We start from the raw sequence: 24,934 nt of genomic DNA, 5'->3' as shown, positions 1-24,934 counted from the left end.
TTCTCACAGCTTACTTGATGAAGCCGTTCTTCTTGAGGAAGTCTTCGGCAACCGCCTTGGCCGGCTCACCGCCGACCTGGACGCGGCCGTTGAGATCCTGCAGCGTGACGAGATCGAGCTTTTCGAAGACGGGCTTCAGGAGCTCCTCGATCTGCGGATTGGCCTTCAGCACCTCTTCGCGGATGATCGGCGAGGGCTGGTAGACCGGCTGCACGCCCTTGTCGTCTTCGAGAACGACGAGGCCCGACGGCGCGATGCCGCCATCCGTGCCATAGACCATGGCGGCGTTTGCACCGTTGGTCTGGTTGGCGGCAGCCGCAATCGTCGCAGCCGTGTCCCCGCCCGAAAGCGTGATGAGCTGTTCCGGCTTCAGCGCGAAGCTGTAGGTCGTCTGGAAGGCTGGCAGGGCAGCCGCCGAGTTCACGAATTCGGAAGAGGCGGCGAGCACCACCTGGCCGCCACCGGCGACGTATTTGCCGAAATCGCTCAAGGTGACGAGCTTGTTCGGCTCGGCAATGTCCTTGCGCAGCGCGATCGCCCAGGTGTTGTTGGCCGGCGATGGCGTCAGCCAGACGACCTTGTTGGCGTCGTAATCGAGCGTCTTGGCGAGCTCATAGGCCTTGGCAGCGTCCTTCCAGGCCGGATCGTCGGCCTTTTCGAAGAAGAAGGCGGCGTTGCCGGTATATTCCGGATAGATATCGATCTCGCCCGCAATGATCGCCTGGCGTACGACCGGCGTCGCACCGAGCTGCACCCGGTCCGTCGTCTGGATGCCATTGGCATTCAGCACGGAAAGGATGATGTTGCCGAGGACGCCACCTTCCGTATCGATCTTCGAGGAGACGACGACCTGGGCGTCAGCTGCGCCGGCCGTGAGGCCCAAAGCCAGAGCTGCTCCGATAAACTTGACGACTGGGCGCATGTGAAAACCTCTCATTTGTGCGGAAACCCGTGGCGGCATTCTCACCACGTTTCAGAAAGCCCGTCTGGGCAAAGCATTCCATATATGGCGGCAAATCGCAAAAAACAGACCGCGAAGGCGGGATAAGACACGACGTTTATTGCCGCATCCAAAGCGCTTTAAAATTTGTCTCAAGAGAGAGCCTTTGGCAATAGAAACGCATTGCAATTGGCGGTCGCATCCGACAATCTTTCCAGCGGCCCATTCTCATATTCCGATATTGCATTTCATCACCTGCCGGGGACCATCCCGGGCCTGATGTCCGGCGCAGATTTTCGTGAGGGACAATGAGCATTTATATTCTGGCATTGTTGATCGGTGTCGTGGCGGGGCTTCGGGCGATGACGGCGCCGGCCGCCGTGAGCATCGGGGCCGCGCTTGGCTGGCTGCCGGTTTCCGGCACGTGGGCCGCCTTCATGGGCTACCGCTTCACGCCCTATATTTTCGGTGCCCTGGCGCTCGTCGAGTTCGTTACCGACCAATTGCCGAGCACGCCGAGCCGCAAGGTTCCACAGCAGTTCGGCGCACGCATCGTCAGCGGTGCATTCTGCGGCGCCGTTGTCGGCACCGTCGGCGGCTCGCTCGTCGGCGGCCTGGTTGCCGGCATCATCGGTTCGGTCATCGGCACGCTCGGCGGTGCGGAGGCCCGTCAGCGCCTCGTCGCGGCCACCGGTGGCAGGGACCTGCCGATCGCGCTGCTGGAAGACGCGGTTGCCGTGCTGCTCGGCCTCTTCGTCGTCTCGTCGGTTCTCTGATGCAGACCTTCGACGCCATCATCGTCGGCGCGGGCCAGGCCGGTCCGTCGCTGGCCGGCCGGCTGACGGCTGCCGGCCGGAAAGTCGCGCTCATCGAGCGCAAGCTCGTGGGCGGCACCTGCGTCAATAACGGCTGCATGCCGACCAAGGCCATGGTCGCCAGCGCCTATGCCGCCCATCTTGCCCGACGCGGCGCCGAATACGGCGTGGTGACGGGCGACGTTACCATCGACTTCGCCAAGGTCATGGCGCGCAAGGACAAGGTGCGCTTCGATGCCCGCAAGGGCAACGAAGACTGGCTGCAAGGCATGGAGGGGCTCACCTTCCTCCGCGGCCATGCGCGCTTCGAAAGCCCGACGGAAATCCGCGTCGGCGACGCGCTGCTGTCTGCCAGACAAATCTTCCTCAATGTCGGTGGCCGCGCGGTCGTGCCGGATTTTCCCGGCGTGAACGACGTGCCGCATCTCGACAATGTGTCGATGATGGAGCTGACAGAGGTACCGAAACACCTTGTCGTCATCGGCGGCAGCTATATCGGGCTGGAATTCGCACAGATATTTCGCCGCTTCGGCTCCGAGGTGACGGTGGTGGAAAAGGGGCCGCGGCTGATTGCGCGGGAAGACACCGATGTCAGCGACGCCGTGCGCGACATTCTGGAGCGCGAGGGCATCGCCATCCGTACCGGGGCGGAATGCATCCGCTTCTTCAGGAGTGGCGATGGTGTCGGGGTGGGCGTGGATTGCACCGCGGGTGCACCCGAGATTTTAGGATCCCACATCCTGCTTGCGACCGGAAGGCGGCCGAATACCGACGATCTCGGTCTCGACAAGGCGGGTGTGGCGGTGGACAAGCGCGGCTATATCACCGTCGATGAGCGACTGGAGACAAACGTGCCCGGCATCTTCGCCATGGGCGACTGCAACGGTCGAGGCGCCTTCACGCACACCTCGTACAACGACTTCGAGATCGTCGCGGCGAACCTGCTCGACAACGAGAAGCGCAAGGTGAGCGACCGCATCCAGACCTACGCGCTCTATATCGATCCGCCGCTCGGCCGGGCCGGCATGAGCGAAACGGAAGCGCGCAAGACCGGCCGCAAGCTGCTGATCGGCACGCGCCCGATGACGCGCGTCGGTCGCGCCAAGGAAAAGGGCGAGACGCTCGGCTTCATGAAGGTGATCGCCGATGCCGAGACGAAGGACATCCTCGGCGCCTCCATCCTCGGCACCGGCGGCGATGAGGCGGTGCAGAGCATTCTCGACGTGATGTATGCAGGAAAACCCTACACGACCATCACGCACGCCGTGCATATCCACCCGACCGTCTCGGAGCTGATCCCGACCGTGTTCGGCGATATGCAACCCGCACAATGAGAAAGGCCCGGGACAATCCCGGGCCTTTCATTTCCTACTTCGGATTGCGGATCGTCAGCGCCGGGTTATGGGCGAAGAAGTTGTGCGGCATAATGTGCACGGTCTTCCACTCCGTCGACATGACCGGCCAGTCTTCCATGCGCGGAATATGGTGGAAGCCGGCGGAGAACCAGGTGACGATGTCCTTGCCCATCAGGCTCTGGTCCTTCTTCACCCATTCGGCGAGCGTATCGGAGCCATCGCTCTGCATGGCGAACTTGCCGCCGGCATAACGCTGTTCCGGATCGTAGACCGTGTTCCACACCGAATATTCGATATAGGCGTTGCGCTTCATCGGCGGGTCGTTTTCGAAGTCGAACGGGCCATAGGACACGTCGCCGTGGTGGATCATGTAGCCCGGCTCATGGCCGAGATAGCCTTCACGCGACGGGTCGGAGATGTGGAAGTAGCGCGGCTGCGAGGACGACAGCTTGTAGCGCGCTTCCAGCTCCGTCATCGGCATCTTGTGCTCGACCGTCCACATCGACTTGCGCGGGCTCGACGCATCGAGCTTGGCCGGCACGATGTCCATCGTCGAGAAGTGGTTCACCGGCTGGTCGACGTCGAAGTCGATGCGGAAGTTGAAGTAATGGTCATGGTTGGCGGCAACGAGGTTCGGCGCGATCAGCGTGCCATAGGCCGTGTCCGCCTTGGCCGTCGGGTCCTTCATCGAGGTGGAGGCAACGCCCTTCACCGCATCGAGGCCGGTGGCGCCGACATAGATGTTGACCTGGCCGTTCTGCTGCAGGCGGTAGTCGATCAGGTAGTCATAGTTGCCGACTTCGGAGGCCGTGCGCACGACGAGTTCCGTGGCCGGGCGGCCTTCCGCCGGCACCGGTTTATCCGGCGTCTGCGCAAAGACTTCGAAGTGGCGCCAGGCCGGATCACCGATGCTGCGCTCGAAGACGCAGATCGCATCCGGAATGACCAGCGGCGAACCCTTGTCGTCGGCGATCGTCGCCGGCAGGAAGGTGGCGTGCGAGGGGCAATCGATGCCGGCGCGAAGCGGGCTCAGGAACAGGCCGAAACCATATTCCCCGCTGTCCATGTAGGTGCGCCAGTACCAGCCTTCCGTGGGGTCCATATAGGGCACGAAGACTTCGGAGAGATGCGCCTGGTAGATGACCGAGCGCCAGGTGCCGGCGTCGTTGACATCGAGATTGGAGACGACGAGGCCCGGGCGCTTGTCGACGCGGAAATTGAAGCGCCACATGTCCCATTCGATATGGCTGCCGTCGATCTTGTAGTTCGGGCCGCCTTCCTGAACCAGCTTGACGGGGTTCGTCTCGGTACGCAGCGGCACGCGCTTGGCGACTTCTTCCTCCGTGTAACCCCAAGCGTCCTTCGGCGCTTCGACGACGCCGGTATCGATGACGCGCTGCACTTCCTTCTTGCCGATGTCATAGATGGCGAAGAGGCCCTCGACCGGCTTGGCATAGAAGTTGGAGCCTTCCGGAACCTGGTAACACGGTACCTTCATCAGGCGGGAATTCTGGTACTCCTCCGTGAAGAAGTTGCCGCCGGTCAGCGGCAGGCAGAAGGCCTGTTCCGGCTTCAGGCCACGCTTGGCAAGCCCCGCCACCATATCCGGATGGCCGAGCGCGCCTTCCAGCGCATTCATGAACTCGGTGAACAGCACCATCGGCTGGCCCGTCGTCTTGGCATTGCTCTCGACCGTGCCCTTGGTGATGTTGACCACCGCCTCGCTAAAGCCCTCGGCGCTGGTGAAGTAGACCGTCGCCTTGCGGTCGAGGCTGTCGCCTTCCTTCCACGCCAGCACGTCGGCCTTGGCAGGCTCCTTCAGCTCGATCAGCGGATAGAGCGTGTTGTCGTCCGCGACCTTCTCGCCGCGCAGGATCTGGTTGATCTTCTGGTATTCCTCGGCCGTCAGCCCGTCGAGCGGATGCGCGGCCGCGGCACCAGCGGCAAGGCCGAGCGCCAGCGCCGTCGAGGCCAGATGTTTGAAAAGTCTCATGATCGTTCCCTCTTCTTGCTTGGTTCTGTCAGGCGAAGACCACCTGGATATCGGTGTATTCGGCAAGCCCCTCTTCGGCGAACTCGACGCCGATGCCGGAGGCCTTCACGCCGCCGAAGGGCGCATTGGGCTGGATGGCGCCGTGTTTGTTGATCCAGACGGAGCCGCAGGCGAGCCGGCTCGCCACCTTCTTCGCCGCCGCAATATCGGACGACCAGACGGAGCCCCCGAGCCCGTTCGGGCTGTCATTGGCAAGCCGGATCGCCTCCTCCACATCGGAATAACGAATGATCGGCAGCGCCGGGCCGAATTGCTCCTCGTCGACCAGCGCATCGCCGTTGCGAAGCCCGGACACGATGGTCGGCGGGAAGAACAGGCCCTCGCCCGGCTCGCCGCCGAGCAGCACCTTGCCACGCCCCTTGGCATCCGCGACAAGCCTCGAAACCTTGTCGAACTGCATGCGGTTCTGGATCGGCCCCAAAATGCTCGCCTCCTCCATGCCATTGCCGACCGGGATCGCCTTCGCATAGGCGACGAGCGCATCGCAGACGGCGTCATGGATCGACTCATGCACATAGAGCCGCTTCATCGCCGCGCAGGTCTGGCCGTTGTTGATGAAGGCACCCCAGAACAGGCCCGCGGCAATCGCTTGCGGGTCCGCGTCCGGCAGCACGATGCCGGCATCATTGCCGCCGAGTTCCAGCGTCAGCCGCTTCATGGTCTCGGCCGCCGATTGCATGACCTTCTGTCCGGTGGCGCAGGAGCCGGTGAAGACGATCTTGCGAATATCCGGATGCGCCGACATGGCGCCGCCGAGATTGAAGGCCTTGTCGTCGCCCGTCACCACATTGACGACACCCGGCGGCAGCACCTCGTTCATGATTTCGACGAGGCGCAGCGTCGAGAGCGGCGTATAGGGCGAGGGTTTGACGACGACCGTATTGCCCGTGCGCAGCGCGGGAAGAATATGCCAGACGGCGATCATGACCGGGAAATTCCACGGCGTGATGGAGCCGACGACGCCGAGCGGCTTGCGGGTGAGTTCGATCCGACCCTGCTCGTTTTCCTGCAACACCTTGACCGGGATCGAAAGCCCGGTGGTGTAACCAGCCCAGGCGACGGCCCCGCCAACCTCCCAGCGCGAACCAAGGCCGTTCAGCGGCTTGCCCTGTTCCAGCGTGATGATCTCGGCGAGTTCGCCCGCGTGTTCCTCGATCTTCGCCGTCACGGCGGCGCAGGCGGCCTGCAAGGCCTCGTCGCTCTGCGCCGACCACGTCGCAAACGCCGCCTTGGCGACGGCGACGGCCGCGTCCAACTCCGCTCCGCCCATATTCGGCGCGCGGCCGACTTCTTCGCCCGTCGCCGGGTTCAGCACGGCAAAGTCAGAGCCGACTGCTGCCGGCTTACCGCCGATGGTCGCCTTGAATTCCATCATTTCCGCCTCCTCCAAGGAACGGCCCACCTCCGGCGGGCACATCTGGTGGCAGAGAATAGGTCTTGGCGGGGCGTCAGACTTGGACGGTGCCGTCCCGCCTTTTGGACAAAAGCGTCAATGGCAGCGCGCAACCGCACCTGGCGTCGTGCCGTATTTCTTGCGAAACTCGCGGTAGAAATAGGAAAGGTCGTTGAAGCCGCAGTCGAAGGCGACGGCAGTCACTCCCTCTGCAAGGTGCTGCCCCTTGTGGGTGGAAAGCCGCGCATGTGCCAGCTCCAGCCGGCGGTTCAGCAGTCGATGGCCCGGCGTTTCGCCAAGCGGTCGGAAATGTCGCTGCAAGGTGCGCTCCGGCACGTTGAGACGCGACGCCAGTTCGCGCGGGCCGAAGGACGGGTCCGCGCGGTGACGGTCGATCATCGCGAGCGCGCGCGAGAGCAGCGTCTCAGCCGGGTTGGCGGCGCCCATCACACGCGTCGAATGCAGGTAGGCGCCCATAAGGCACAGGAACGCTTCACCAAGCTGCGCCTGCGCGCCCTCCTCCATCAGCATCTTTGCGATGACGGCACGCATGGCGAGCCAGAGCGGATCGTCACGCGAGATCGAAAGACCGCCGGTGCATAGCGTGCCGAAACGGTGGACGATCTCATCGCGCGGAATGTGCAGCGACACCTGGTTGGAGCGCTCGCCGCGATAGAGAAAGGTCGATGGCTTGACGGAATCGACGAGGAACATGTCGCCGGGCAGAAGCTCCGCCACCTGATCGCCCTGCTCGACGCGACATTGGCCGGCATCCTGCACCAGCAGGAAAAAATGCTCGCCGGGATCCTGCCGGATGGAGCGGGTGTTGCGCGCGACCTCCGAGGCATCGAGCGCCACGATCGCCGTATCGAACGGGCCGACGCGCCGCGTGGTGACATCGCCATTGACGACGCCCGTGCGCCGCATCGGCTCTAGATCGAACGAACCGCAGACCCGCCGGATCTCCGCCTCGAGAATTTCCACCTGTACCGGCTTGTGCCCCGGCGTCATCAGCGACTGCATCGCGCCCTCCCCGGCTCCAGCAGAATGCCTGTTCTCCCAAACCTATCTCATCACAGACCGCAGCGCTTGCCTATCGTTCTTACCCTGCAACCGCTGCAAAACCACCGGCTTGCGCCGCCTGGCGCAGCCCCTCGCATGGCGCATCGGCAAGCCCTTCCGCGGCAAGCCGGTCGAGCACCACCACAACCTCGGCAAGTCCGCGCGCTTCGGCATAGTGCATCGGCCCGCCGCGCCAGCGCGGAAAACCGTAGCCGTGGATTTTCACCAGGTCGATATCGGCGGAACGCAACGCCACGCGCTCCTCCAGAATACGCGTCGCCTCGTTGACCATCGGCAGGATGACCGCATCGGCAATCGACGCCTCGTCCCACGTCCGCTGCGGCCGTCCGGCAACCTCTTCGGCAATGATCGCCGCCACGGTTTCCGATGGTTTTGGCGCGCGGTCGCCCGGGTCGTAGTCGTACCAGCCACCGCCCGATTTCTGGCCGAAACGCGTGAGGGCGCAGAGCCGCTCGGCGACGGGAGCGAAGGGTGCTTCGCCCCGTTCGCGGGCGGCCTTGCGCTGGAAGGCGGCGATATCGAGCCCGCCAAGATCCTGTGCCTCGAACGGCCCCATCGGCAGGCCGAAGGCGCGCATGGCGGCATCGATGGCCGAGGGTGTTGCACCAGAGAGCAGCAACCGTTCGGCCTGCGCGCGCGTCACCTTCAGGATGCGGTTGCCGATGAAACCGTCGCAGATGCCGGCACGAACCGGGATCTTGCCGAGCAGGCGGGCAAGCGCAAAACCGGTCGCCAGAACCTCCAGCGCCGTCTCCTCCGTCGGCACGATCTCCAGCAGCTTCATGATGTGCGCCGGACTGAAGAAATGCAGGCCGAGGAAGCGTTCGGGATGGCTTACGCCTTTACTGATCGCAGTGGGGTCGAGATAGGAGGTGTTCGTTGCCAGCACCGCATCCGGCCGGCAGACCGCCGACAGCTTTTCGAAGACGACGCGCTTGACGGCGATATCCTCGAAGACGGCTTCTATGACGAGATCCGTATCGGCAAGCAGGCCATAATCGTCACTGCCAGTGACGCCAGACAAACGGTCATCCGCAACCGTCTGCGTGATGCGGCCACGCTTCACCGAACCGTCGAAAATGGCGCGGATATTGGCAATCCCCCGCTCGACTGCCGCCGCATCGCGCTCGATGAGGATCACCGGCAGGCCGGCATCGCGCAGCGCCGCGGCAATGCCCGCACCCATCGTGCCACCGCCAATCACCGCCGCCGAGCGCATATCGCGTGGCGCCACACCGGCAAGCTCGGGTGGGCGCGGCGCCGCGCGCTCGGCGAAGAAGACACGGCGCAGCCCCGCTGCCTGCTCGGAACCACGCAGCTCCAGAAAGGTTTCCCGCTCGAAGGCCATGGCGCTTGCGAAATCCGTTTCGCTGGCGTTGCGGACCGAGGCGAGTGCCCTGAGCGGCGCGACTTCGCGTTTCGCCTTGGCAGCGACGGCCTTTTCCGCGCCCTCCCAGAACCCGGCCTCGACCGCCGGCACGGCGCGGCCGGAAATCGGCTGTGGCACTGGTTTGCTGGCGCTATCGTTCGCAAAGGCAATCGCGCCGGCACGCAGGTCGCCATCGATCACCGCATTGATGAGGCCAAGCGCTTGCGCCTTCTTCGCCCCGACCGGGCTGCCGCCCGTCACCAGATCGACGGCGGCGGCAGGGCCGATCAAGCGGGGCAAACGGACTGTGCCACCGGCACCGGGGATGATGCCGAGCTTGACTTCCGGCAGGCCAAGGTTGGCGGAGGCGACGGCCACCCGATAGGCACAGCCGAGTGCCACTTCGAGCCCGCCACCAAGTGCACTGCCATGAATGGCCGCGACCCAGGGCTTTTTCGCCGCCTCGACGGTCGCCACCACATCCGGCAGATGCGGCGGCTGTGGCGGCTTGCCGAACTCATTGACATCCGCCCCGGCGATGAAGGTACGGCCGGCGCAGATCAGCACGACGGCCTTCACCGCTGCATCCGCATCGAGCTCCGCCACAGCTTCGATCAAACCCTGACGCAGCGCCTGCGACAGGGCATTGACGGGCGGGTTGTCGACGGTAACGACAGCGATGGCGTTTTCGCGGGTGATGGTGATGGTCATGGTGTCATATTCCCAGGTAAGCGGCGCGGATACGTTCGTCCGCGATCAATTCGGCGGCGGGGCCGGACATGGTGATGTGTCCCGTCTCCATGACATAGCCGCGATCGGCGACGGAGAGCGCGCCAAAAGCGTTCTGCTCGACGAGGAGAACGGTCACGTCGAGCGCCTTCAGGCTCTTTACCACATCGAAGATCTGCGCGACGAGGATGGGGGCGAGGCCCATGCTCGGCTCATCGAGCAGCAGGCAGGAGGGACGGGCCATCAGCGCGCGGGCGATTGCCAGCATCTGCTGCTGGCCGCCGGACAGGCCTCCCGCCGCGAGATTGCGCTTCTCCTTGAGGATCGGGAACATCGCGAAGGCGTCCTGCATATCGCGGTCCACCTTGTCGTCGGCGAAGAGATAGGCGCCGAGCCGGAGATTTTCCTCCACCGTGAGGTTGGTGAAAATCTGCCGACCCTCCGGCGACTGGGCGAGGCCACGGCGCACGCGGGCATGCGCCGGTACGGATGTCAGCGTCTCGCCGCGGAAGACGATCGAGCCGGACGAAACCGGCTGGATGCCGGAAAGGCATTTGAGCAGCGTCGTCTTGCCGGCGCCGTTCGCGCCGACCACCGTGACGATCTCGCCGGACGCCACGCCGAGATCGATGCCGTGCAGCACCTCGATGCGGCCGTAGCGCGAGCGCAGTCCCTCAACCGTCAGCATGCTGGACCTCCGTTGCCTGGACGCCAAGATAGGCTTCGATGACGCGCGGGTTGCGTGAAATCGCCGTTGGCTCCCCCTCGGCGATCTTTTCGCCGTGATCGAGCACGACGATATGGTTGGAAATGCGCATGACCATCTTCATGTCGTGCTCCACCAGCAGGATCGAGACGCCTTCGGCCGCGACCTGTGCGATGAGGTGATCGATCTCTTCCGTCTCAACCGCGTTGCAGCCGGCCGCCGGTTCGTCGAGCAGCAGCACGCGGGGTTTCAGCGCCAGTGCACGAGCGATTTCCAGCCGCTTCAGCGCGCCATAGGAGAGCGAGCTTGCCTCCTGCTCGGCAGCCCGGCCGAGGCCGACACGGTCGAGCAGGGCGCGGGCACTGTCCTCGGATACCTTGCTGCGGCGCCGTGCGGCGGGCAGCGAGAAGAGATCGGCAAACACCGAGCCGCGCTCATGCAGATGATGGCCGGCGACGGCGTTTTCCAGAACGCTCATCGATTGAAAAATCTGGAGGTTCTGGAAGGTGCGCGACAGGCCGCGCCGGGCCAGAAGATGCGGCGGCATGCGGGTGACGTCCTCGCCATCCAGCACGACGCGGCCGCGCGCCGGGGCATAGACGCCGGAGATCATGTTGAACAGCGTCGTCTTGCCGGCACCATTCGGGCCGATGACGGAGACGATCTCGCCGGGTTTCAAGGAGAAGCCGACATCGTTGACAGCGCGCAGGCCGCCGAAATCGATGCCCAAACCTTCGATCTGAAGCAGGCTCATTCTGCCCTCCCCCGGATGCGGCGCGCGATCGAGGGCAACAGGCCCTCGCGCATGAAGATCATGACGAGCATCATGACGAGGCCCAGCATGAGCTGTTCGTATTCCTGGAAGATCGTCAGCACCTGCGGCAGCGTCGTCAGGATCGCCGCACCGAGGATTGCGCCAAGCACCGAGCCCGCGCCGCCGAGCACCGTCATCGTGACCATCTCGATCGAATGCATAAAGCCCGCGACATCAGGCGTGATGAACTTGTTCTGCAACGCCAGCAAAGAACCGGACACAGAGGCATAGACCGCCGAAATGACGAAGGCGACGAGCTTGTAGTGCGCGACATCGACGCCGACCGTGCGGGCCGCGACTTCCGAACCGTGCAGCGCCCTGAGCGCCCGGCCAGTCGGGCTGTGGTAAAGGTTGAGGGCCAGCCACGCGCCGAGCACCAGGACGAGGCCGGAGAAGGCATACCAGAACTCGGTGTTCGACAGGTCGATGCCAATTGCCTTCAGCACCGCACGAAGCCCGAGTTCCGGCACCGCCATGCCATCCGGCCCGCCGGTCAGCTGCGCCTCGTTGGAGAGCACCATGGAGACGAGGATGCCAAAGCCGAGGCTGGCGACGGCGAGATAATAGCCCTTGAGCCGCAGGATCGGCCGGCCGACGAGGTAGGCAATGGCCGCGGACAAAAGCGCGCCGAGCAGCGCGGCGAGTGCCGGATGCAGGCCGAGATGAACAGGCGCCAGCGCACAGGCGTAGGCGCCGATGCCGGCGAAACCCGCATGTCCCAGGCTGATCTGACCGGCATAGCCGATGAGGATGACGAGACCCGCCACCGCGAGGCCGTTGACGAAGATCAGCGAACCGACACGGAAATAATAGGAGGACGGGAAGAAGACCGGCGCAATCGCGATGACCGCGGCGAGGATGAGGAGCGTGGTTACCTTGCTGGAGAGCCGCATGATCACACCCGATCCGTCGACTTGCGGCCGAACAGGCCCTGCGGCATGGCGAAGAGCACAGCGAGAATGACGATGAAGGCGGCCGCATCCTTGTATTGCGAGCTGACATAGCCGGCCGTCATGGCCTCCAGCACACCGAGCAGCAGGCCGCCGACAAGAGCGCCCTTCGGGTTGCCCATGCCACCGAGCATGGCGGCGGCAAAGCCCTTCAGCGCCAATGCAAGGCCGACATCGTAACTCGTCAGCGTGATCGGCGTCACCAGCACGCCGGCAAGCGCCCCGATGGCCGCGGACATGGCGAAGGAGAGCGTCATCACATAGTTGGTGTTGATGCCGACGAGCTGGGCGGCGACGCGGTTGTTCGCCGTTGCCAACACCGCGCGGCCGATCAGCGTGCGGGTGAAGAACAGCCAGAGACAGACGAAGACGGCGAGCGCACCGGCAATCACCCACAAGCTCTGCGGCAGGATCGTCGCGCCGCCGATAAGGATAGGCTGGTCGCCGGAAAAGGCCGGAAAGCGGTGGATCTGCTTGTCGAAGACGAGCTGCGTCGCACCACGGATGAAGATGGAGGCGCCGATGGTGATAATGATCAGCGAGACGACCGGGGCGCCGCGCGCGGGCTCGATGGCGAGCTTGTTGAGTGCCACGCCGATCGCCGCCGTGACGATGATGGCGATGAGCGCTGCCAGCGGCAGCGGCAGACCGGCGGCATGCGCGAAGAAGGTGATCATGCCGCCGAGCATGACGAACTCGCCCTGCGCGAAGTTCACGACGTCGGAGGCGTTGTAGATGATCGTGAAGCCGAGGGCGACCAGCGCATAGACGGCGCCGACCGTGATCCCGGACAGAAGGAATTGCAGCAGTTCGGGCATGGAGGCCTCCGCTTCGCGCACGACGGTATGCGCCGGCCCGCGCCGTAAGGGCGTGGGCCGGCGGCTTCGATTACTCGACGATCTTCCAGCCGCCTTTTTCGATCTGCAGCATGCGGAAGGCCGAGAGATCGAGACCGAGGTGATCCTCGGCCGTCATGGTGACGGTGCCTGTTGTGCCGACGAGACCCTTCGTGCCTTCGATCGCATCGCGGATTGCCGACGGCTCGGCGCTCCCCGCCCGCTTGATGGCATCGACAAGAATGCGAAGCGCATCATGGGCATAACCGCCGAAGGTCGAGACCGGCTTGCCGGTCGCCTTCTCGTAGGCGTCCTTGTAAGCCGTGACGACAGCGCGCTGCGGGTCGCTTTCCGGAAGGAGCTTTGCCACGAGCAGCGCCGTACCCGGCAGGCGAACACCTTCCGCGGCTTCCGCGCCGGCAAGCTCGATGAAACCATCCGAGGCAACGCCATGCGACTGGTAGAGCGGCAGGCCGACGGCGAGCTGGGCGTAGTTGCGGGTGACGATCGCCGGGCCCTGACCGAAGCCGGGGTTCAGCACGGCCTGGATGCCCTCCTTGCCCTTGATGTTGGTGAGCTGCGGCGTCATGTCGGCGTCGGTCGGACCATAGGTCTCGTCGGCCAGCACCTCGATGCCGTAGTCGCCGACGATCGAAAGGCATTGCTTGTGCATGGAAGCGCCAAAACCGTCGGAACCGGAGATCATGCCGATCTTGGTGATGGCGTTCTTCTTCATGTCTTCAAAGATCTTCGCACAGGCCATGCGGTCGGTGTGCGGCGTCTTGAAGGTGTAGGGCTTTACCGGATCGATGATCTCGATGGCGCCGGCCAGCGAGATGAAGGGGACTTCCGCATCCTCGAAGACCGGGATGATCGCCATGGAGGTGCCGGTCGTCGTGCCGCCGATCACGGCGACGACTTCGTCGTCCTCCACAAGGCGGGTCGCGAAGGTGCGCGCCTTGTTCGGGTCGCCGCCGTCGTCATAGATGACGAGTTCCAGCTTCTCGCCGTTGACGCCGCCGGCCGCATTGATCTCTTCGACCAACAGCTTCAGCGTCTTGGCTTCCGGATCGCCAAGGAAGGAGGCGGGGCCGGTTTCGGAAATGGTCGCACCGATCTTGATATCGGCGAAGGCGGGCGCAGCAAGGCCCAGGATCAGGGCAAGTGCGGTGGTGGTGAGCGCAAATTTCATGTCGGTTTCTCCTCCCAACAAAGACAAAGGTTTAAAGCGAAAACTCCTCTTACGCCGCCACGGGGCGGCGCCACATCACCACGCGGAACCGGTTCGCGACGAAAGCCGCATCCGTCAGGCTGGCATTGCCTGCCGGGTTCGCACCGGTGACGTGGAAATCGCTGAAGGCAGCACTCTGATTGACGTAGATGCCGCCGGTCAGGTTGACCGAAAGATTGACGCCAGCCGTGGCGAACCGGTCGGCTGCGGCAAGGATCTGCGCCTCGTCGGTGGCGTAGAGGGCAGCGGTGATCGCACCCTTGCGCTCGGCGAGCTCGGCGGCGCGGTCTACGCCATCGGCGGCGTCATCGACCGCGACGATGAAGGCGATGGGGCCGAAACGTTCTTCCGCATAGGCCTCGCTATCCGCAGCGTCGACGGCGAGGATCAACGGCGTTGCCGTGCGCGCGTCGTCGAGGCCCTCGACCGGTGCGGAGTCGCGCACGATGCGGCCGTGCGAACGGACCGTCGCGATGCGCGCGAGTGTCGCCGGATTGGCAATGGCGCCGCAGACACCGGCCGCACGGGCCGGGTCGGCGAGCAGGCCGTCGACGGCCGCGGCGATGCCGGCAGCGACCGCGTCAAAACTCTTGTGGCCCTCGTTTGTCTCGATGCCGTTGCGCGAGACAAAGATATCCTGCGGGGCGGTGCACATCTGGCCGGAATAGAGCGACAGCGAGAAGGCGATGTTGCTGCACATGCCGGCAAAATCGTCGGTGGCGCTGATGACGATGGAGTTGACGCCGGCCTCTTCCGTATAGACGTCGGCCCCGCCGGCGTTTTCACGCACCCAACTTCCGAACGTGTTGGAGCCGGTATAGTCGATGATGGCGACAGCCGGATGCTGTACGAGATCCTTGGTGATTTCGGAACCGGGCGCATCAGCGGCGAGCAGCACGATATCGGCGGCAAAGCCCTCTTCCACCAGCACCTGCCTAGCAATCTCGACGGTGATGGCGAGCGGCAGAATGGCGGCTGGATGCGGCTTGACGATAACGGTGTTGCCGGTGGCAAGGCTGGCAAAGAGGCCCGGATAGCTGTTCCAGGTCGGGAAGGTGTTGCAGCCGATGGCCAGCGAAACGCCGCGCGGCACGGCGCGCCAGTGTTTTTCCATGACGATCGGCTCGCCCCTGCCCTGCGGCTTCGTCCAGATCGCCTTGGCCGGCGTACGGATCATCTCGGCATAGGCGTAGGTGACGGCTTCGAGGCCGCGATCCTGCGCATGCGGGCCGCCAGCCTGGAAGGCCATGGCGAAAGACTGGCCCGTCGTGTGCATGACCGCATTGGCCATTTCGAAACTGCGGGCATTGAGGCGGGCGAGGATTTCGAGACAGATGCCGGTGCGCACCTCCAGCGAGGCCGCGGCCCATTGCGGAGCGGCGGCACGGGAAGCCGTGATCAGCATGTCGACGGAGGCCGCTGGATAGGTGATGCCGAGAGATGATCCGTAAGGTGACACTTCCGCACCCACGGAACTCTCCGCCGGATGATCGGCGAGAGCGAAGGCCTTGCCGAGCCGCGCCTTGTAGGCAGCGAGCCCGTCGTCCTTGGCGGTCTCGCCATAGATCTTGCCGCTTGGTACTTCAGGATAGGCGGACCAGAAGTCGCGCTTGGCGGCCGCTTGCAAAGCCGCGTCCAGCGACGGGCGATGGCGCTCGAAAAGTTCGGTCATCTCTGGCTCCTCCCAGTCAGTGAATTTATAATTGACCGGCCGTTCGGTTTATGCAAGAGTTTTTTTACGGTCGCCGCTGGGAAGGGCGACAGGGAGGAAAAATGTCCACATCCGACACCATTCTGTCGGCGCTTGCCGATGGCGTTCTGAGCCTCACGCTGAATCGCCCGGACAAGCTCAACGCCTTCAATGAAGAGATGCACCTGGCACTACGCGCCGGTTTCGAGCGGGCGCATGCGGACGAGACCGTCCGCGCCGTGCTGCTCACCGGCGCCGGCCGCGGTTTTTGCGCGGGGCAGGATCTCGGCGACCGCGACCCCAAGAAGGGTGTGCCGGACCTCGGCCATACGATCGAAACCTACTACAACCCGCTGCTCCGCCTGATCCGCAGCCTGGAAAAGCCGGTGATCTGCGCCGTCAACGGTGTTGCCGCCGGCGCCGGCGCCAATATCGCCTTTGCCTGCGACATCACGCTTGCCGCCCGCTCCGCCCGCTTCATCCAGGCTTTTGCCAAGATCGGCCTCGTGCCGGATTCCGGCGGCACCTGGAGCCTGCCGCGACTGATCGGCGAGGCCCGCGCCAAGGCACTGACGCTGACCGCCGAACCGCTCGGTGCCGAAACCGCGGCCGACTGGGGCCTGATCTGGCGCGCCGTCGACGACGACGCGCTGATGGACGAGGCGACCGCACTCGCCATCCGCCTCGCCGCCGGCCCGACCCGCGGCCTCGGCATGACGAAGCGCGCCATCCAGGCCGCCGCCACCAATTCGCTGGACCAGCAACTCGACCTCGAACGCGACCTGCAACGCGAGGCCGGCCGCAGCGCCGACTATGCCGAGGGCGTCTCCGCCTTCCTCGAAAAGCGCAAGCCGGAGTTCAAAGGCAAATGAGCGCCGCCAGCCTTTCCCCCCAGGCGCTGGCCGAAGCCTGCGCCAAGGCCATGTGGGACGACGACAATGCCACCCGCCATCTCGGCATGGAGCTTGTCTCCGTCGCCCCCGGTGAAGCGACGATCACCATGACGATCGCAGACAGCATGACGAACGGCCACGGCACCTGTCACGGCGGCTATATGTTCACGCTGGCGGATTCGGCCTTTGCGTTTGCCTGCAACACCTACAATCAGCGCACCGTCGCCCAGCACTGTTCGGTGACTTTCATTGCACCGGCCTTCAGGGGCGAGAAACTGACCGCGACGGCGCGTGAAGTGTCGCGCCGCGGACGCGGCGGCATCTACGATATCCGCATCAGCAATCAGGAGGGCGAGCACGTCGCGGAGTTCCGTGGCCACTCGCGAACAGTCAAGGGTACGCACCTGCCGGAGTGAGGCAGATCATCCCCACATTCTTGGAGGAGAATTTCATGGAAGACCTGTCCCCCCGCCCCGGCGACCTCGAAGCCATCGAGACGGCGTCGCGCGACGAGATTTCCGCGCTGCAGCTTCAGCGCATGAAGTGGTCGCTGACCCACGCCTACGAGAATTCTCCCTTCTATCGCCAGCGCTTCGACGAGGCCGGCGTGCACCCCTCCGACCTGAAGACATTGTCGGACCTCGCGAAATTCCCCTTCACCACCAAGAAGGACCTGCGCGACACCTATCCCTTCGGCATGTTCGCCGTACCCCGCGAAAAGCTTGCCCGCATCCACGCCTCCTCTGGCACGACAGGCAAGCCGACCGTCGTCGGTTACACGGCCAAGGACATCGACACCTGGGCGACCGTCGTCGCCCGCTCGATCCGCGCCTCGGGCGGCCGGGCCGGTGATATCGTGCATGTCGCCTATGGCTACGGCCTGTTCACCGGCGGGCTTGGCGCGCATTACGGCGCCGAAAAGCTCGGCTGCACCGTGGTGCCGATCTCCGGCGGCATGACCGAGCGCCAGGTCACCCTGATGCAGGATTTCAAGCCGCGCATCATCATGGTGACGCCGTCCTACATGCTCTCCATCCTCGACGAGTTCCGCCGCCATGGCATCGACCCGCGCGAAAGTTCGCTGGCGGTCGGCATTTTTGGCGCCGAACCCTGGACGAACGCCATGCGCGAGGAAATCGAACAGGCCTTCGACATGCACGCCGTCGATATCTATGGCCTGTCTGAAGTCATGGGCCCGGGCGTCGCGAACGAATGCGTCGAGACGAAGGACGGCCTGCACATCTGGGAAGATCATTTCTACCCTGAAATCATCGACCCCGACACGGGCGCGGTGCTGCCGGATGGCGAGATCGGTGAACTGGTCTTCACCACGCTCACCAAGGAAGGCCTGCCGATCATCCGCTACCGAACGCGCGACCTGACGCGTCTCTTGCCCGGCACCGCCCGCTCCATGCGCCGCATGGAAAAGATCACCGGCCGCTCCGACGACATGATGATCCTGCGCGGCGTCAACGTCTTCCCGACGCAGATCGAGGAGCAGATCCTGAAATGTCGCGGGCTTGCACCGCATTTCCAGATCGAGCTGACGCGCGCCGGTCGTATGGACAACATGACGGTGCATGTCGAATGTACGCTGGAGGCGACCGACGAGGGCGCACGTGCGGGGTCGGCGAAGGAGCTTGCCCACCACATCAAGAGCATCGTGGGGGTCTCCACCAAGATTACCGTGCATGAGCCGGGCGGCGTCGCCCGCTCGGAAGGCAAGGCAAAGCGGGTGGTCGACAACCGCCCGAAAGAATGAAACGCCGGACAGAACATTCCCGCAAAAGTGCGGAGCGGTTTTGCGTCCGGAATTGTGAAGAAACAAAGAGCCAGAGTCTCTCCGTTGCTACAGGACGAACGGAGAGACTCTAGCCCGGCACCGGCTTGACTGTGTATAGGGAGGGCGGCCGCCCTTCCGCGCAGCCGCAGCCCGAATGAGCAGAGCAGGACGACATGGCACGCACGCGCGCAGTGGATTTCGAGGAAAAACAGCGAGGCATTCTATCGAGTGCCGCGGCGGTCTTCGCCGAGATGGGCATGGAGAAGGCCTCCATGTCGCTGATCGCCTCGCACAGCAATGTCTCCAAGGCCCTGCTCTACCACTATTATCCCAGCAAGGACGCCCTGATCTTCGACATCGTGCGAACGCACCTGTCGGAACTGGAAGAAGCGATCGAGGCCGCCGACCGCACCGACGTCACCCCACAGGAGCGATTGCGGTTGCTGGTGAAGGCGGTGCTGGCGAACTACGAGGGCCGCGACAACGAGCACAAGGTGCAGCTCAACGGCACCAGCGCGCTCTCCGAGCCACAGCTTGCCGAATTGCAGGCGATCGAGCGGCAGATCGTCAAACGCTTCTCCGGCGTCATCCGCGACATCAACCCGGACCTCAACAAGGACCGCCCACTCCTGATGCCCGTCACCATGTCGCTCTTCGGCATGATGAACTGGGTGTACATGTGGTTCCGCCCGAACGGGCCGATCACGCGAGACGAATATGCGGATATTGCGACGACGCTGATCCTTGAGGGCGTGAAGGCAGTAAGCTAAGACTTACGCATTCTAATTGACGCGTGTCGGCCGCGGCAGCGTACGCTCCGTCACCGGGCAACCGTCCTGGATCCTGGTCCAGGACGAGACATTGAGCTTCATCTCGCAACGCGCGAGGTAGGAACCGCCATCGACCCGCAGGCAGGACGTCTGCCCGAGTTCGAACATGACACCGCGATTTCGGCATTTGCAGTTGTGGGCATCCGCCAGGGTGGGGATCAGGGCCAAAGCCAGACCGGTTATGAGCACTCCAATATGCATGGCCGATGCTCCGGACGAAGGCGATCAGATTACACCGCGCCGACGGAGTCGTCAAAGCGGCCAAAATCAGCCGCGATGGATCTCGTTGCGTAGCCCCCTGCGCATCATTGACGGTCGGGTCTCGCGTCACGGCACAGCAACGAAAATCCATTGCATGGCCAATACTTGCGACCTGATCGTTGCCCTCGCACTGAGGTCCCGGCCTGGAGCGTTCTACTCGCCATCCCTCTCCACATCCTTGCCGGTCGCTGCAACCGACTCCAGCCGTTCGGCGAATTCACGCCGGAGCGTGCGGCGAAGCTCGGCTGCCTTGTAGCGCCGGATATCAACCGTGCTCTTCGGCTCCAGTTCCGGCACCCGCACCGGCCTTCCGGCCTCGTCGACGGCGACCATCGTGAAGTAACAGGAGTTGGTATGCCGGCGGTGGCCTGAGCGGATGTTCTCCGCCTCGACCCGGATGCCGACCTCCATGGAGGTTCGCCCCGTATGGTTGATCGAAGCGCGGAAGGTGACGAGTTCACCGACGTTGATCGGCTCCTTGAACATCACCTGGTCGACCGAAAGCGTTACCGCATATTGCTGCGAGTAGCGCGAGGCGCAGGAGAAGGCGACGCGGTCGAGCAGGTTGAGCAGCGCGCCGCCATGGACCTTTCCGGAAAAATTCGCCATGTCGGGCGTCATCAAGACGGTCATATCCAGGCGGCGCGGGTCCTGCTCCATCGGCGTCATGCGGTCACTCTCTCGTTTTGGCCACCATCGTCAGAACATCGTATTGCGCGACGGTGGCGCCTAGCTGGTTCGTCACGTTGCAATCCCAGCGCACCTCGCCGTGTTCGGCATTGGCCCGTGGGTTGATCTCCTTGCAGGTGAGCTGCACCTTCAACGTATCACCCGGATTGACCGGTGTCAGGAAGCGTAGATTGTCGACGCCGTAATTGGCGAGGACCGGACCCGGCGCCGGATCGACGAAGAGGCCGGCGGCAAACGACACGATGAGATAGCCATGCGCCACGCGCCCGTCGAAGAACGGGTTCGCCTTGGCGGCTTCCTCGTCCATATGGGCGTAGAAGGTGTCGCCGGTGAAGTTGGCGAAATGCTCGATATCGTCGAGCGTCACGGTGCGCGTCGCGGTGATCAGCTGGTCGCCGATCTTGAGTTCGGCCAGCGACTTGCGGAACGGATGCTCGCCGCCCGCCCGTGCTTCCGCGCCCTGCAACCAACGGCCGGTAACGGCGGAAAGCAGCGTCGGCGCACCCTGGATGGCGGTGCGCTGCATGTAATGTTTGACGCCGCGCATGCCGCCCAGTTCCTCGCCCCCGCCGGCGCGGCCGGGACCACCGTGCACGAGGCCCGGCAACGGCGAACCGTGGCCAGTGGAAGACTTGGCACTGACGCGATTGCCGATCATCACGCGGCCGTGGAACGGCGCAAGACCCAGCACGACCTCTTCGGCAAAGCCTGGATCATTGGTGAAGACAGAGGCAACAAGGCTGCCCTTGCCGCGGCGGGCGAGGTCCACCGCTTCTTCCGCGGTGTCATAGGGCATGACGGTGCTGACCGGGCCAAAAGCCTCGACATCGTGCACCGCGCGGGCCGAACCCGGCTTGTCGCAATAGAGCAGCACCGGATTGAGGAAGGCGCCTGCCGCAGCATCGCCAGACAGGATATTTGCTATGTCCGGATCGCCGGCGACGATTTCGGCATCCGCGGAAAGATCGCGGATGCGGGCGCGAACCTCCTCGCGCTGGTCGAGGCTGGCGAGCGGGCCCATGCGGACGGCTTCGTCGGCCGGATTGCCGATCGCCGTCTTGCCGAGACGGGCGCGCAGGCTCTCGATCAGCGCTTCGCTGAAGTCGCGCGGTGCGATGACGCGGCGGATCGCGGTGCATTTCTGGCCGGCCTTCACCGTCATTTCGCGGGCGACTTCCTTGACGAAGAGGTCGAATTCTTCGGTGCCGGGTGCGGCATCGAGGCCAAGCACGGCAGCATTGAGGCTGTCGGCCTCCATGGTGAAGCGCACGGAGTTTTCGACGATCGCCTTGTGCGTCTTGAGGCGCTGGCCGGTCGAGGCCGAGCCGGTGAAGGTCACGGCATCCTGTCCTTCGACATGGTCGAGCATGTCACCAACCGAGCCGCAGACGAGCTGCAATGCGCCGTCGGGCAAAATACCGGTCTCGACGATGCGGCGGACCATGAGTTCGGTGAGATAGGCCGTCTGGCTCGCCGGCTTGACGATGGCAGGCACACCGGCGAGCAGCGTCGGTGCCAGCTTCTCCAGCATGCCCCAGCAGGGAAAGTTGAAGGCGTTGATGTGGACGGCAACGCCCTGCAACGGGCTCAGGATATGCTGCGCGGAAAAGGTGCCGTCCTTGGAAAGCAGCTCCACATCGCCATCGAGCAGCACGCGGGTGTTCGGCAATTCGCGCCGGCCCTTGGAAGCATAGGACAGAAGCGTGCCGATACCGCCTTCGATGTCGACCCAGCTGTCGGCGCGGGTGGCGCCGGTCGCGGTCGAAAGCGCGTAAAACTCTTCCTTGCGCTCCATCAGGGCCTGACCGAGCGCCTTCAGCATGGCAGCGCGTTCATGGAAGGACAGGCGGCGCAGCGCCGGGCCACCCTTTTCGCGGCCGTAGGCGAGCGCTGCCTTGAAATCCACGCCGGTGGAATCGATGAAGGCGACTGGGGCACCCGTGGAAGCGTCGAGCAGCGGCACGCCTTCCTTCGCACCGGGGACCCACTGGCCGCCGACATAGCTTTCGAGCCGGCGCGGCCGGTTTGCCATGACGTTCATCTCAGTATCCTCTCAGTTCAATCCGAGCGCGGAAAGCTGCGCATCGACCTCCGCCCGCCATTCGGCAAGCAGGGTCTCGTTGGGTGTGTGCCGCAGGCCGAAGCGCGACTGCGTCTCGAAGCGGGCCGAGCCGGAATGGCCGAAACTAGCGGCGACGCGCGGATACCAGTAAGCAACGGAGGCCTTGGCCTTTGCGCGGCCTTCCGCATCATCGACGATCTGGATGAGGCCGGCGAGGCCGAGTTCCGCATGACGCGTCTCGCGCGGCAGGATGGCGCGAAAAACCTCGGCGAGCGGCTGGTAGGAGACCCGCGACAGTTCTTTCAACTGCACGACGCTCGCCCGGCCCATCAGCACGTTCATGACCACGGCATCGACCCAGCCTTGCAGCGGATAATGGAAGACGGACAGACGCATGTCGCCGCCCTGCCGCGCCGCGCCGATATCCGCTTCGCGGGAAAGCCGCTCGGCCCAGGGATGATGCACGGCGTAGCGCCCACCATCCGCACCAAAGGTTTCCATCACCCTGAGCACCTTGCCGGCATGGTCGGCCTTTTCCAGCACGATGCGGGCGGCGGAGATGCGCTCCTGAATGCCCGGCGCATCGTTGATCGTATCGGCAAAGCCGGCGGAACCGGCCAGCTCGCTGTCGACGAAACTCGCCATCAGGCGCAGCAACTCGCCGCGATAACGCGGCGGCACATTGGCCGGCGACGACAGCACGCCGCCTTGCGCCAGATAATCCTCGATCGGCATCGTATCGGACATGGCAAGTTCCCCTTACTGGTCGTAGCTGACGACGATGCGGTCGGTGAGCGGGTAGCACTGGCAGGTCAGCACATAACCCTGGCGCACCTCGTAATCTTCCAGCGCATGGTTGGTCTCCATCTCGACCTCGCCTTCCAGAACCTTGGCGCGGCAGGTGGAGCAGACACCGGCCTTGCAGGCATAAGGCGCGTCCATGGCATTTTCGAGCGCGGCATCGAGCAGGCTCTGGCCGTGCTTGGGAAACTTGAAGGTGCGGGTCGCGCCATCGAGCGTGACGGTCGCCTCGCAGGCTGCAGCATGATCGGCACCGTTGACCTGCTCCACCTTGCGCCGCGCCCGGCCGGGCTGCGAAGAGGCAAAGAGTTCGAACTTGATCTGGTCGTCGCGAAGGCCGTGCTCGCGAAGCGCGGCGGCAATCGCCAGCATCATCGGCTCCGGGCCGCAGATGAAGGCTGTTGTCACCGACTTCGGATCGATCCAGTTTTTAAAGAGTGCTGCGCATTTCGCGCCATCGATGCGACCGGTGAAGAGGTCGATATCCTGCGCCTCGCTCTCCAGCACATGCAGCACGGAGAGACGGCCGAGATAGACGTTCTTCAGATCCTCCAGCTCCTCGCGGAACATGATCGAGCTGATCTGTCGGTTGGCATAGACCAGTGTGAAGCGGGCGCGGGGCTCGCGCGACAGCACCGTCTTTATGATAGACAGCACCGGTGTGATGCCGCTGCCGCCGGCAAAGCCGAGATAGTGTTTGGCCGTTTCAGGCTCCAGCGCCGTGAAGAAGGCGCCCATCGGCGGCATGGCTTCCAGCGTGTCGCCGGCCTTCAGGTTCTCGTTGACCCAGGTGGAAAAGCAGCCGCCATCGATGCGCTTGATGCCGACCTTCAAGACACCCTCATCCTTGCCGGCGCAGATCGAATAGGAGCGGCGCAGTTCCTCGTCCTCGAACTTGCGGCGGAAGGTCAGGTACTGGCCTTGCGTGAAATCGAAGACGGCCCGGTCCTCGTCGGACGGCCGGAGCGTGACCACGACCGCATCGCGCGTCTCGCGGCGAACATCGGTTACGGTCAGGGGATGAAAACGTGCCATGCGTAGGCCCTTTCCATAGAGCAATTCCAGCAAAAGTGCTTGAGCGTCTTGCGTTCAGAATTGCGTAAAAACAAAAAGCTCTGGTGGTCAGATGCACTTGAAGTAGTCGAACGGTTCCAGGCAGTTGGTACAGCGGTAACTCGCCTTGCAGGGCGTCGAGCCGAACTGGCTGATCTTCTCGGTATTCGTCGATCCGCAGCGCGGACAGGCGATGGTCAGGTTCGAGCGGCCCGAAAGCCGGTCGACGCGTTTCATCAGCACGCCATCGGCGGCCGTGCCGTCGATCGGCGGGGCGATGCCGTAGTCGCGCAGCTTCTCGCGGCCCTCGGCGCTGATCCAGTCCGTCGTCCAGGCGGGCGAGAGCTGGCGTTCCAGCTTCACCTTGGAAAGCCCCTTTTCCGCGAGCGCCGTCTCGATATCGAGATTGATGATCGTGGTGGCGGGACAGCCGGAATAGGTCGGCGTCACCGTCACCACCAGCGTATCGTCGCGCCAGGCGACATTACGGATGATGCCGAGGTCGGTGAGCGAGATCACCGGAATTTCCGGATCCGGCACTTCAGCCAGCCAGTGCCAGACCTCATCGAGCGAGGGACGGAGCGCCGGGTCCATGAC

At 64.1% G+C, this 24,934-nt stretch carries 23 protein-coding genes; 6 read left to right on the top strand and 17 right to left on the bottom strand.

Features of this window, described 5'->3' with window-relative positions:
* Positions 1 to 10: 10 nt before the first annotated feature.
* Positions 11 to 922, bottom strand: a complete 912-nt coding sequence (locus MUO32_RS24860; RefSeq protein WP_374708720.1) for an ABC transporter substrate-binding protein — start codon at positions 920 to 922, stop codon at positions 11 to 13.
* Between the two features lie 326 nt (positions 923 to 1,248).
* Between MUO32_RS24860 and MUO32_RS24855 the strand changes: the two genes are divergently transcribed.
* Both MUO32_RS24855 and MUO32_RS24850 read left to right on the top strand, forming a co-directional pair.
* A complete protein-coding gene (locus MUO32_RS24855; protein WP_257951057.1) occupies positions 1,249 to 1,716 on the top strand; it encodes a DUF4126 domain-containing protein in 468 nt (155 codons plus the stop codon).
* Positions 1,713 to 3,089: an FAD-containing oxidoreductase gene (locus MUO32_RS24850; protein WP_257951137.1), complete on the top strand. Its 1,377-nt coding sequence runs from the start codon at positions 1,713 to 1,715 to the stop codon at positions 3,087 to 3,089. Before MUO32_RS24855 ends, MUO32_RS24850 begins: the two co-directional genes overlap by 4 nt.
* A 34-nt stretch (positions 3,090 to 3,123) precedes the next feature.
* On the opposite strand, the gene MUO32_RS24845 is transcribed toward MUO32_RS24850, so the two are convergent.
* The 10 genes from MUO32_RS24845 to paaN all read right to left on the bottom strand — a co-directional run bounded on the left by MUO32_RS24845 (position 3,124) and on the right by paaN (position 15,946).
* Complete coding sequence (locus tag MUO32_RS24845; protein ID WP_257951056.1) at positions 3,124 to 5,103, bottom strand: tyramine oxidase; 1,980 nt, start codon at positions 5,101 to 5,103, stop codon at positions 3,124 to 3,126.
* A 28-nt stretch (positions 5,104 to 5,131) separates the two neighbouring features.
* Positions 5,132 to 6,538 (bottom strand): aldehyde dehydrogenase family protein, encoded by a 1,407-nt coding sequence (locus tag MUO32_RS24840; RefSeq protein WP_257951055.1) that lies wholly within the window; start codon positions 6,536 to 6,538, stop codon positions 5,132 to 5,134.
* 114 nt (positions 6,539 to 6,652) lie between these two features.
* A complete protein-coding gene (locus MUO32_RS24835) occupies positions 6,653 to 7,579 on the bottom strand; it encodes a helix-turn-helix domain-containing protein (protein ID WP_257951054.1) in 927 nt (308 codons plus the stop codon).
* A 79-nt stretch (positions 7,580 to 7,658) separates the two neighbouring features.
* Positions 7,659 to 9,719: a 3-hydroxyacyl-CoA dehydrogenase NAD-binding domain-containing protein gene (locus MUO32_RS24830; RefSeq protein WP_257951053.1), complete on the bottom strand. Its 2,061-nt coding sequence runs from the start codon at positions 9,717 to 9,719 to the stop codon at positions 7,659 to 7,661.
* Between the two features lie 4 nt (positions 9,720 to 9,723).
* Entirely contained in the window at positions 9,724 to 10,425 is a 702-nt protein-coding gene (locus MUO32_RS24825; protein ID WP_257951052.1) for an ABC transporter ATP-binding protein, read from the bottom strand.
* The gene (locus tag MUO32_RS24820; RefSeq protein ID WP_257951051.1) at positions 10,412 to 11,197 is read right to left on the bottom strand and encodes an ABC transporter ATP-binding protein; all 786 of its coding nucleotides are present in this window, start codon (positions 11,195 to 11,197) and stop codon (positions 10,412 to 10,414) included. The genes MUO32_RS24825 and MUO32_RS24820 overlap by 14 nt, the downstream gene beginning before the upstream one ends.
* Complete coding sequence (locus MUO32_RS24815; protein WP_257951050.1) at positions 11,194 to 12,150, bottom strand: branched-chain amino acid ABC transporter permease; 957 nt, start codon at positions 12,148 to 12,150, stop codon at positions 11,194 to 11,196. The genes MUO32_RS24820 and MUO32_RS24815 overlap by 4 nt, the downstream gene beginning before the upstream one ends.
* A gap of 2 nt (positions 12,151 to 12,152) precedes the next feature.
* Complete coding sequence (locus tag MUO32_RS24810; RefSeq protein ID WP_257951049.1) at positions 12,153 to 13,025, bottom strand: branched-chain amino acid ABC transporter permease; 873 nt, start codon at positions 13,023 to 13,025, stop codon at positions 12,153 to 12,155.
* Between the two features lie 70 nt (positions 13,026 to 13,095).
* Positions 13,096 to 14,235, bottom strand: a complete 1,140-nt coding sequence (locus tag MUO32_RS24805; RefSeq protein WP_257951048.1) for an ABC transporter substrate-binding protein — start codon at positions 14,233 to 14,235, stop codon at positions 13,096 to 13,098.
* A gap of 49 nt (positions 14,236 to 14,284) precedes the next feature.
* Positions 14,285 to 15,946, bottom strand: a complete 1,662-nt coding sequence (gene paaN / locus MUO32_RS24800; protein ID WP_257951047.1) for a phenylacetic acid degradation protein PaaN — start codon at positions 15,944 to 15,946, stop codon at positions 14,285 to 14,287.
* Positions 15,947 to 16,047: 101 nt separating this feature from the next.
* Here paaN and paaG point away from each other — a divergent pair, with 101 nt between their 5' ends.
* The 4 genes from paaG to MUO32_RS24780 all read left to right on the top strand — a co-directional run bounded on the left by paaG (position 16,048) and on the right by MUO32_RS24780 (position 19,410).
* Positions 16,048 to 16,836 carry a 2-(1,2-epoxy-1,2-dihydrophenyl)acetyl-CoA isomerase PaaG gene (gene paaG / locus MUO32_RS24795; RefSeq protein WP_257951046.1) on the top strand — a complete coding sequence of 263 codons (789 nt, stop codon included), beginning with the start codon at positions 16,048 to 16,050 and terminating at the stop codon, positions 16,834 to 16,836.
* A complete protein-coding gene (paaI, locus tag MUO32_RS24790) occupies positions 16,833 to 17,273 on the top strand; it encodes a hydroxyphenylacetyl-CoA thioesterase PaaI (RefSeq protein WP_257951045.1) in 441 nt (146 codons plus the stop codon). The genes paaG and paaI overlap by 4 nt, the downstream gene beginning before the upstream one ends.
* 35 nt (positions 17,274 to 17,308) lie before the next feature.
* Positions 17,309 to 18,619: a phenylacetate--CoA ligase PaaK gene (paaK, locus tag MUO32_RS24785; RefSeq protein ID WP_257951044.1), complete on the top strand. Its 1,311-nt coding sequence runs from the start codon at positions 17,309 to 17,311 to the stop codon at positions 18,617 to 18,619.
* 194 nt (positions 18,620 to 18,813) lie between these two features.
* Entirely contained in the window at positions 18,814 to 19,410 is a 597-nt protein-coding gene (locus tag MUO32_RS24780; RefSeq protein ID WP_069061024.1) for a TetR/AcrR family transcriptional regulator, read from the top strand.
* A gap of 12 nt (positions 19,411 to 19,422) precedes the next feature.
* Here MUO32_RS24780 and MUO32_RS24775 read toward each other — a convergent pair whose 3' ends face one another.
* The 6 genes from MUO32_RS24775 to paaD form a co-directional block, all read right to left on the bottom strand.
* On the bottom strand, positions 19,423 to 19,671 hold the full coding sequence (locus tag MUO32_RS24775) for a hypothetical protein (RefSeq protein WP_257951043.1): 249 nt from the start codon (positions 19,669 to 19,671) through the stop codon (positions 19,423 to 19,425).
* A 213-nt stretch (positions 19,672 to 19,884) separates the two neighbouring features.
* The gene (locus MUO32_RS24770; RefSeq protein ID WP_257951042.1) at positions 19,885 to 20,400 is read right to left on the bottom strand and encodes an acyl-CoA thioesterase; all 516 of its coding nucleotides are present in this window, start codon (positions 20,398 to 20,400) and stop codon (positions 19,885 to 19,887) included.
* Positions 20,401 to 20,404: 4 nt separating this feature from the next.
* Positions 20,405 to 22,462: a phenylacetic acid degradation bifunctional protein PaaZ gene (gene paaZ, locus MUO32_RS24765; RefSeq protein WP_257951041.1), complete on the bottom strand. Its 2,058-nt coding sequence runs from the start codon at positions 22,460 to 22,462 to the stop codon at positions 20,405 to 20,407.
* Between the two features lie 12 nt (positions 22,463 to 22,474).
* Positions 22,475 to 23,230 carry a Phenylacetic acid catabolic protein gene (locus tag MUO32_RS24760; RefSeq protein WP_069061021.1) on the bottom strand — a complete coding sequence of 252 codons (756 nt, stop codon included), beginning with the start codon at positions 23,228 to 23,230 and terminating at the stop codon, positions 22,475 to 22,477.
* A 12-nt stretch (positions 23,231 to 23,242) separates the two neighbouring features.
* Positions 23,243 to 24,319, bottom strand: coding sequence for a 1,2-phenylacetyl-CoA epoxidase subunit PaaE (gene paaE, locus MUO32_RS24755; protein WP_257951040.1), 1,077 nt, complete (start codon positions 24,317 to 24,319; stop codon positions 23,243 to 23,245).
* 87 nt (positions 24,320 to 24,406) lie between these two features.
* The gene (gene paaD / locus MUO32_RS24750) at positions 24,407 to 24,931 is read right to left on the bottom strand and encodes a 1,2-phenylacetyl-CoA epoxidase subunit PaaD (protein WP_257951039.1); all 525 of its coding nucleotides are present in this window, start codon (positions 24,929 to 24,931) and stop codon (positions 24,407 to 24,409) included.
* Positions 24,932 to 24,934: the final 3 nt, after the last annotated feature.

The organism is Shinella sp. CPCC 101442, assembly GCF_024704725.1.
Lineage (GTDB): Bacteria > Pseudomonadota > Alphaproteobacteria > Rhizobiales > Rhizobiaceae > Shinella.
This window is presented reverse-complemented; position numbering and strand designations above follow the sequence as displayed.

Bases quoted from the DNA above. Each gene is read 5' to 3' on its own strand.
- MUO32_RS24860 (WP_374708720.1), bottom strand. From the start codon at position 922: ATGCGCCCAGTCGTCAAGTTTATCGGAGCAGCTCTGGCTTTGGGCCTC.
- MUO32_RS24855 (WP_257951057.1), top strand. From the start codon at position 1,249: ATGAGCATTTATATTCTGGCATTGTTGATCGGTGTCGTGGCGGGGCTT.
- MUO32_RS24845 (WP_257951056.1), bottom strand. From the start codon at position 5,103: ATGAGACTTTTCAAACATCTGGCCTCGACGGCGCTGGCGCTCGGCCTT.
- MUO32_RS24840 (WP_257951055.1), bottom strand. From the start codon at position 6,538: ATGATGGAATTCAAGGCGACCATCGGCGGTAAGCCGGCAGCAGTCGGC.
- MUO32_RS24835 (WP_257951054.1), bottom strand. From the start codon at position 7,579: ATGCAGTCGCTGATGACGCCGGGGCACAAGCCGGTACAGGTGGAAATT.
- MUO32_RS24830 (WP_257951053.1), bottom strand. From the start codon at position 9,719: ATGACCATCACCATCACCCGCGAAAACGCCATCGCTGTCGTTACCGTC.
- MUO32_RS24825 (WP_257951052.1), bottom strand. From the start codon at position 10,425: ATGCTGACGGTTGAGGGACTGCGCTCGCGCTACGGCCGCATCGAGGTG.
- MUO32_RS24820 (WP_257951051.1), bottom strand. From the start codon at position 11,197: ATGAGCCTGCTTCAGATCGAAGGTTTGGGCATCGATTTCGGCGGCCTG.
- MUO32_RS24815 (WP_257951050.1), bottom strand. From the start codon at position 12,150: ATGCGGCTCTCCAGCAAGGTAACCACGCTCCTCATCCTCGCCGCGGTC.
- MUO32_RS24810 (WP_257951049.1), bottom strand. From the start codon at position 13,025: ATGCCCGAACTGCTGCAATTCCTTCTGTCCGGGATCACGGTCGGCGCC.
- MUO32_RS24805 (WP_257951048.1), bottom strand. From the start codon at position 14,235: ATGAAATTTGCGCTCACCACCACCGCACTTGCCCTGATCCTGGGCCTT.
- paaN (WP_257951047.1), bottom strand. From the start codon at position 15,946: ATGACCGAACTTTTCGAGCGCCATCGCCCGTCGCTGGACGCGGCTTTG.
- paaG (WP_257951046.1), top strand. From the start codon at position 16,048: ATGTCCACATCCGACACCATTCTGTCGGCGCTTGCCGATGGCGTTCTG.
- paaI (WP_257951045.1), top strand. From the start codon at position 16,833: ATGAGCGCCGCCAGCCTTTCCCCCCAGGCGCTGGCCGAAGCCTGCGCC.
- paaK (WP_257951044.1), top strand. From the start codon at position 17,309: ATGGAAGACCTGTCCCCCCGCCCCGGCGACCTCGAAGCCATCGAGACG.
- MUO32_RS24780 (WP_069061024.1), top strand. From the start codon at position 18,814: ATGGCACGCACGCGCGCAGTGGATTTCGAGGAAAAACAGCGAGGCATT.
- MUO32_RS24775 (WP_257951043.1), bottom strand. From the start codon at position 19,671: ATGCATATTGGAGTGCTCATAACCGGTCTGGCTTTGGCCCTGATCCCC.
- MUO32_RS24770 (WP_257951042.1), bottom strand. From the start codon at position 20,400: ATGACGCCGATGGAGCAGGACCCGCGCCGCCTGGATATGACCGTCTTG.
- paaZ (WP_257951041.1), bottom strand. From the start codon at position 22,462: ATGAACGTCATGGCAAACCGGCCGCGCCGGCTCGAAAGCTATGTCGGC.
- MUO32_RS24760 (WP_069061021.1), bottom strand. From the start codon at position 23,230: ATGTCCGATACGATGCCGATCGAGGATTATCTGGCGCAAGGCGGCGTG.
- paaE (WP_257951040.1), bottom strand. From the start codon at position 24,319: ATGGCACGTTTTCATCCCCTGACCGTAACCGATGTTCGCCGCGAGACG.
- paaD (WP_257951039.1), bottom strand. From the start codon at position 24,931: ATGGACCCGGCGCTCCGTCCCTCGCTCGATGAGGTCTGGCACTGGCTG.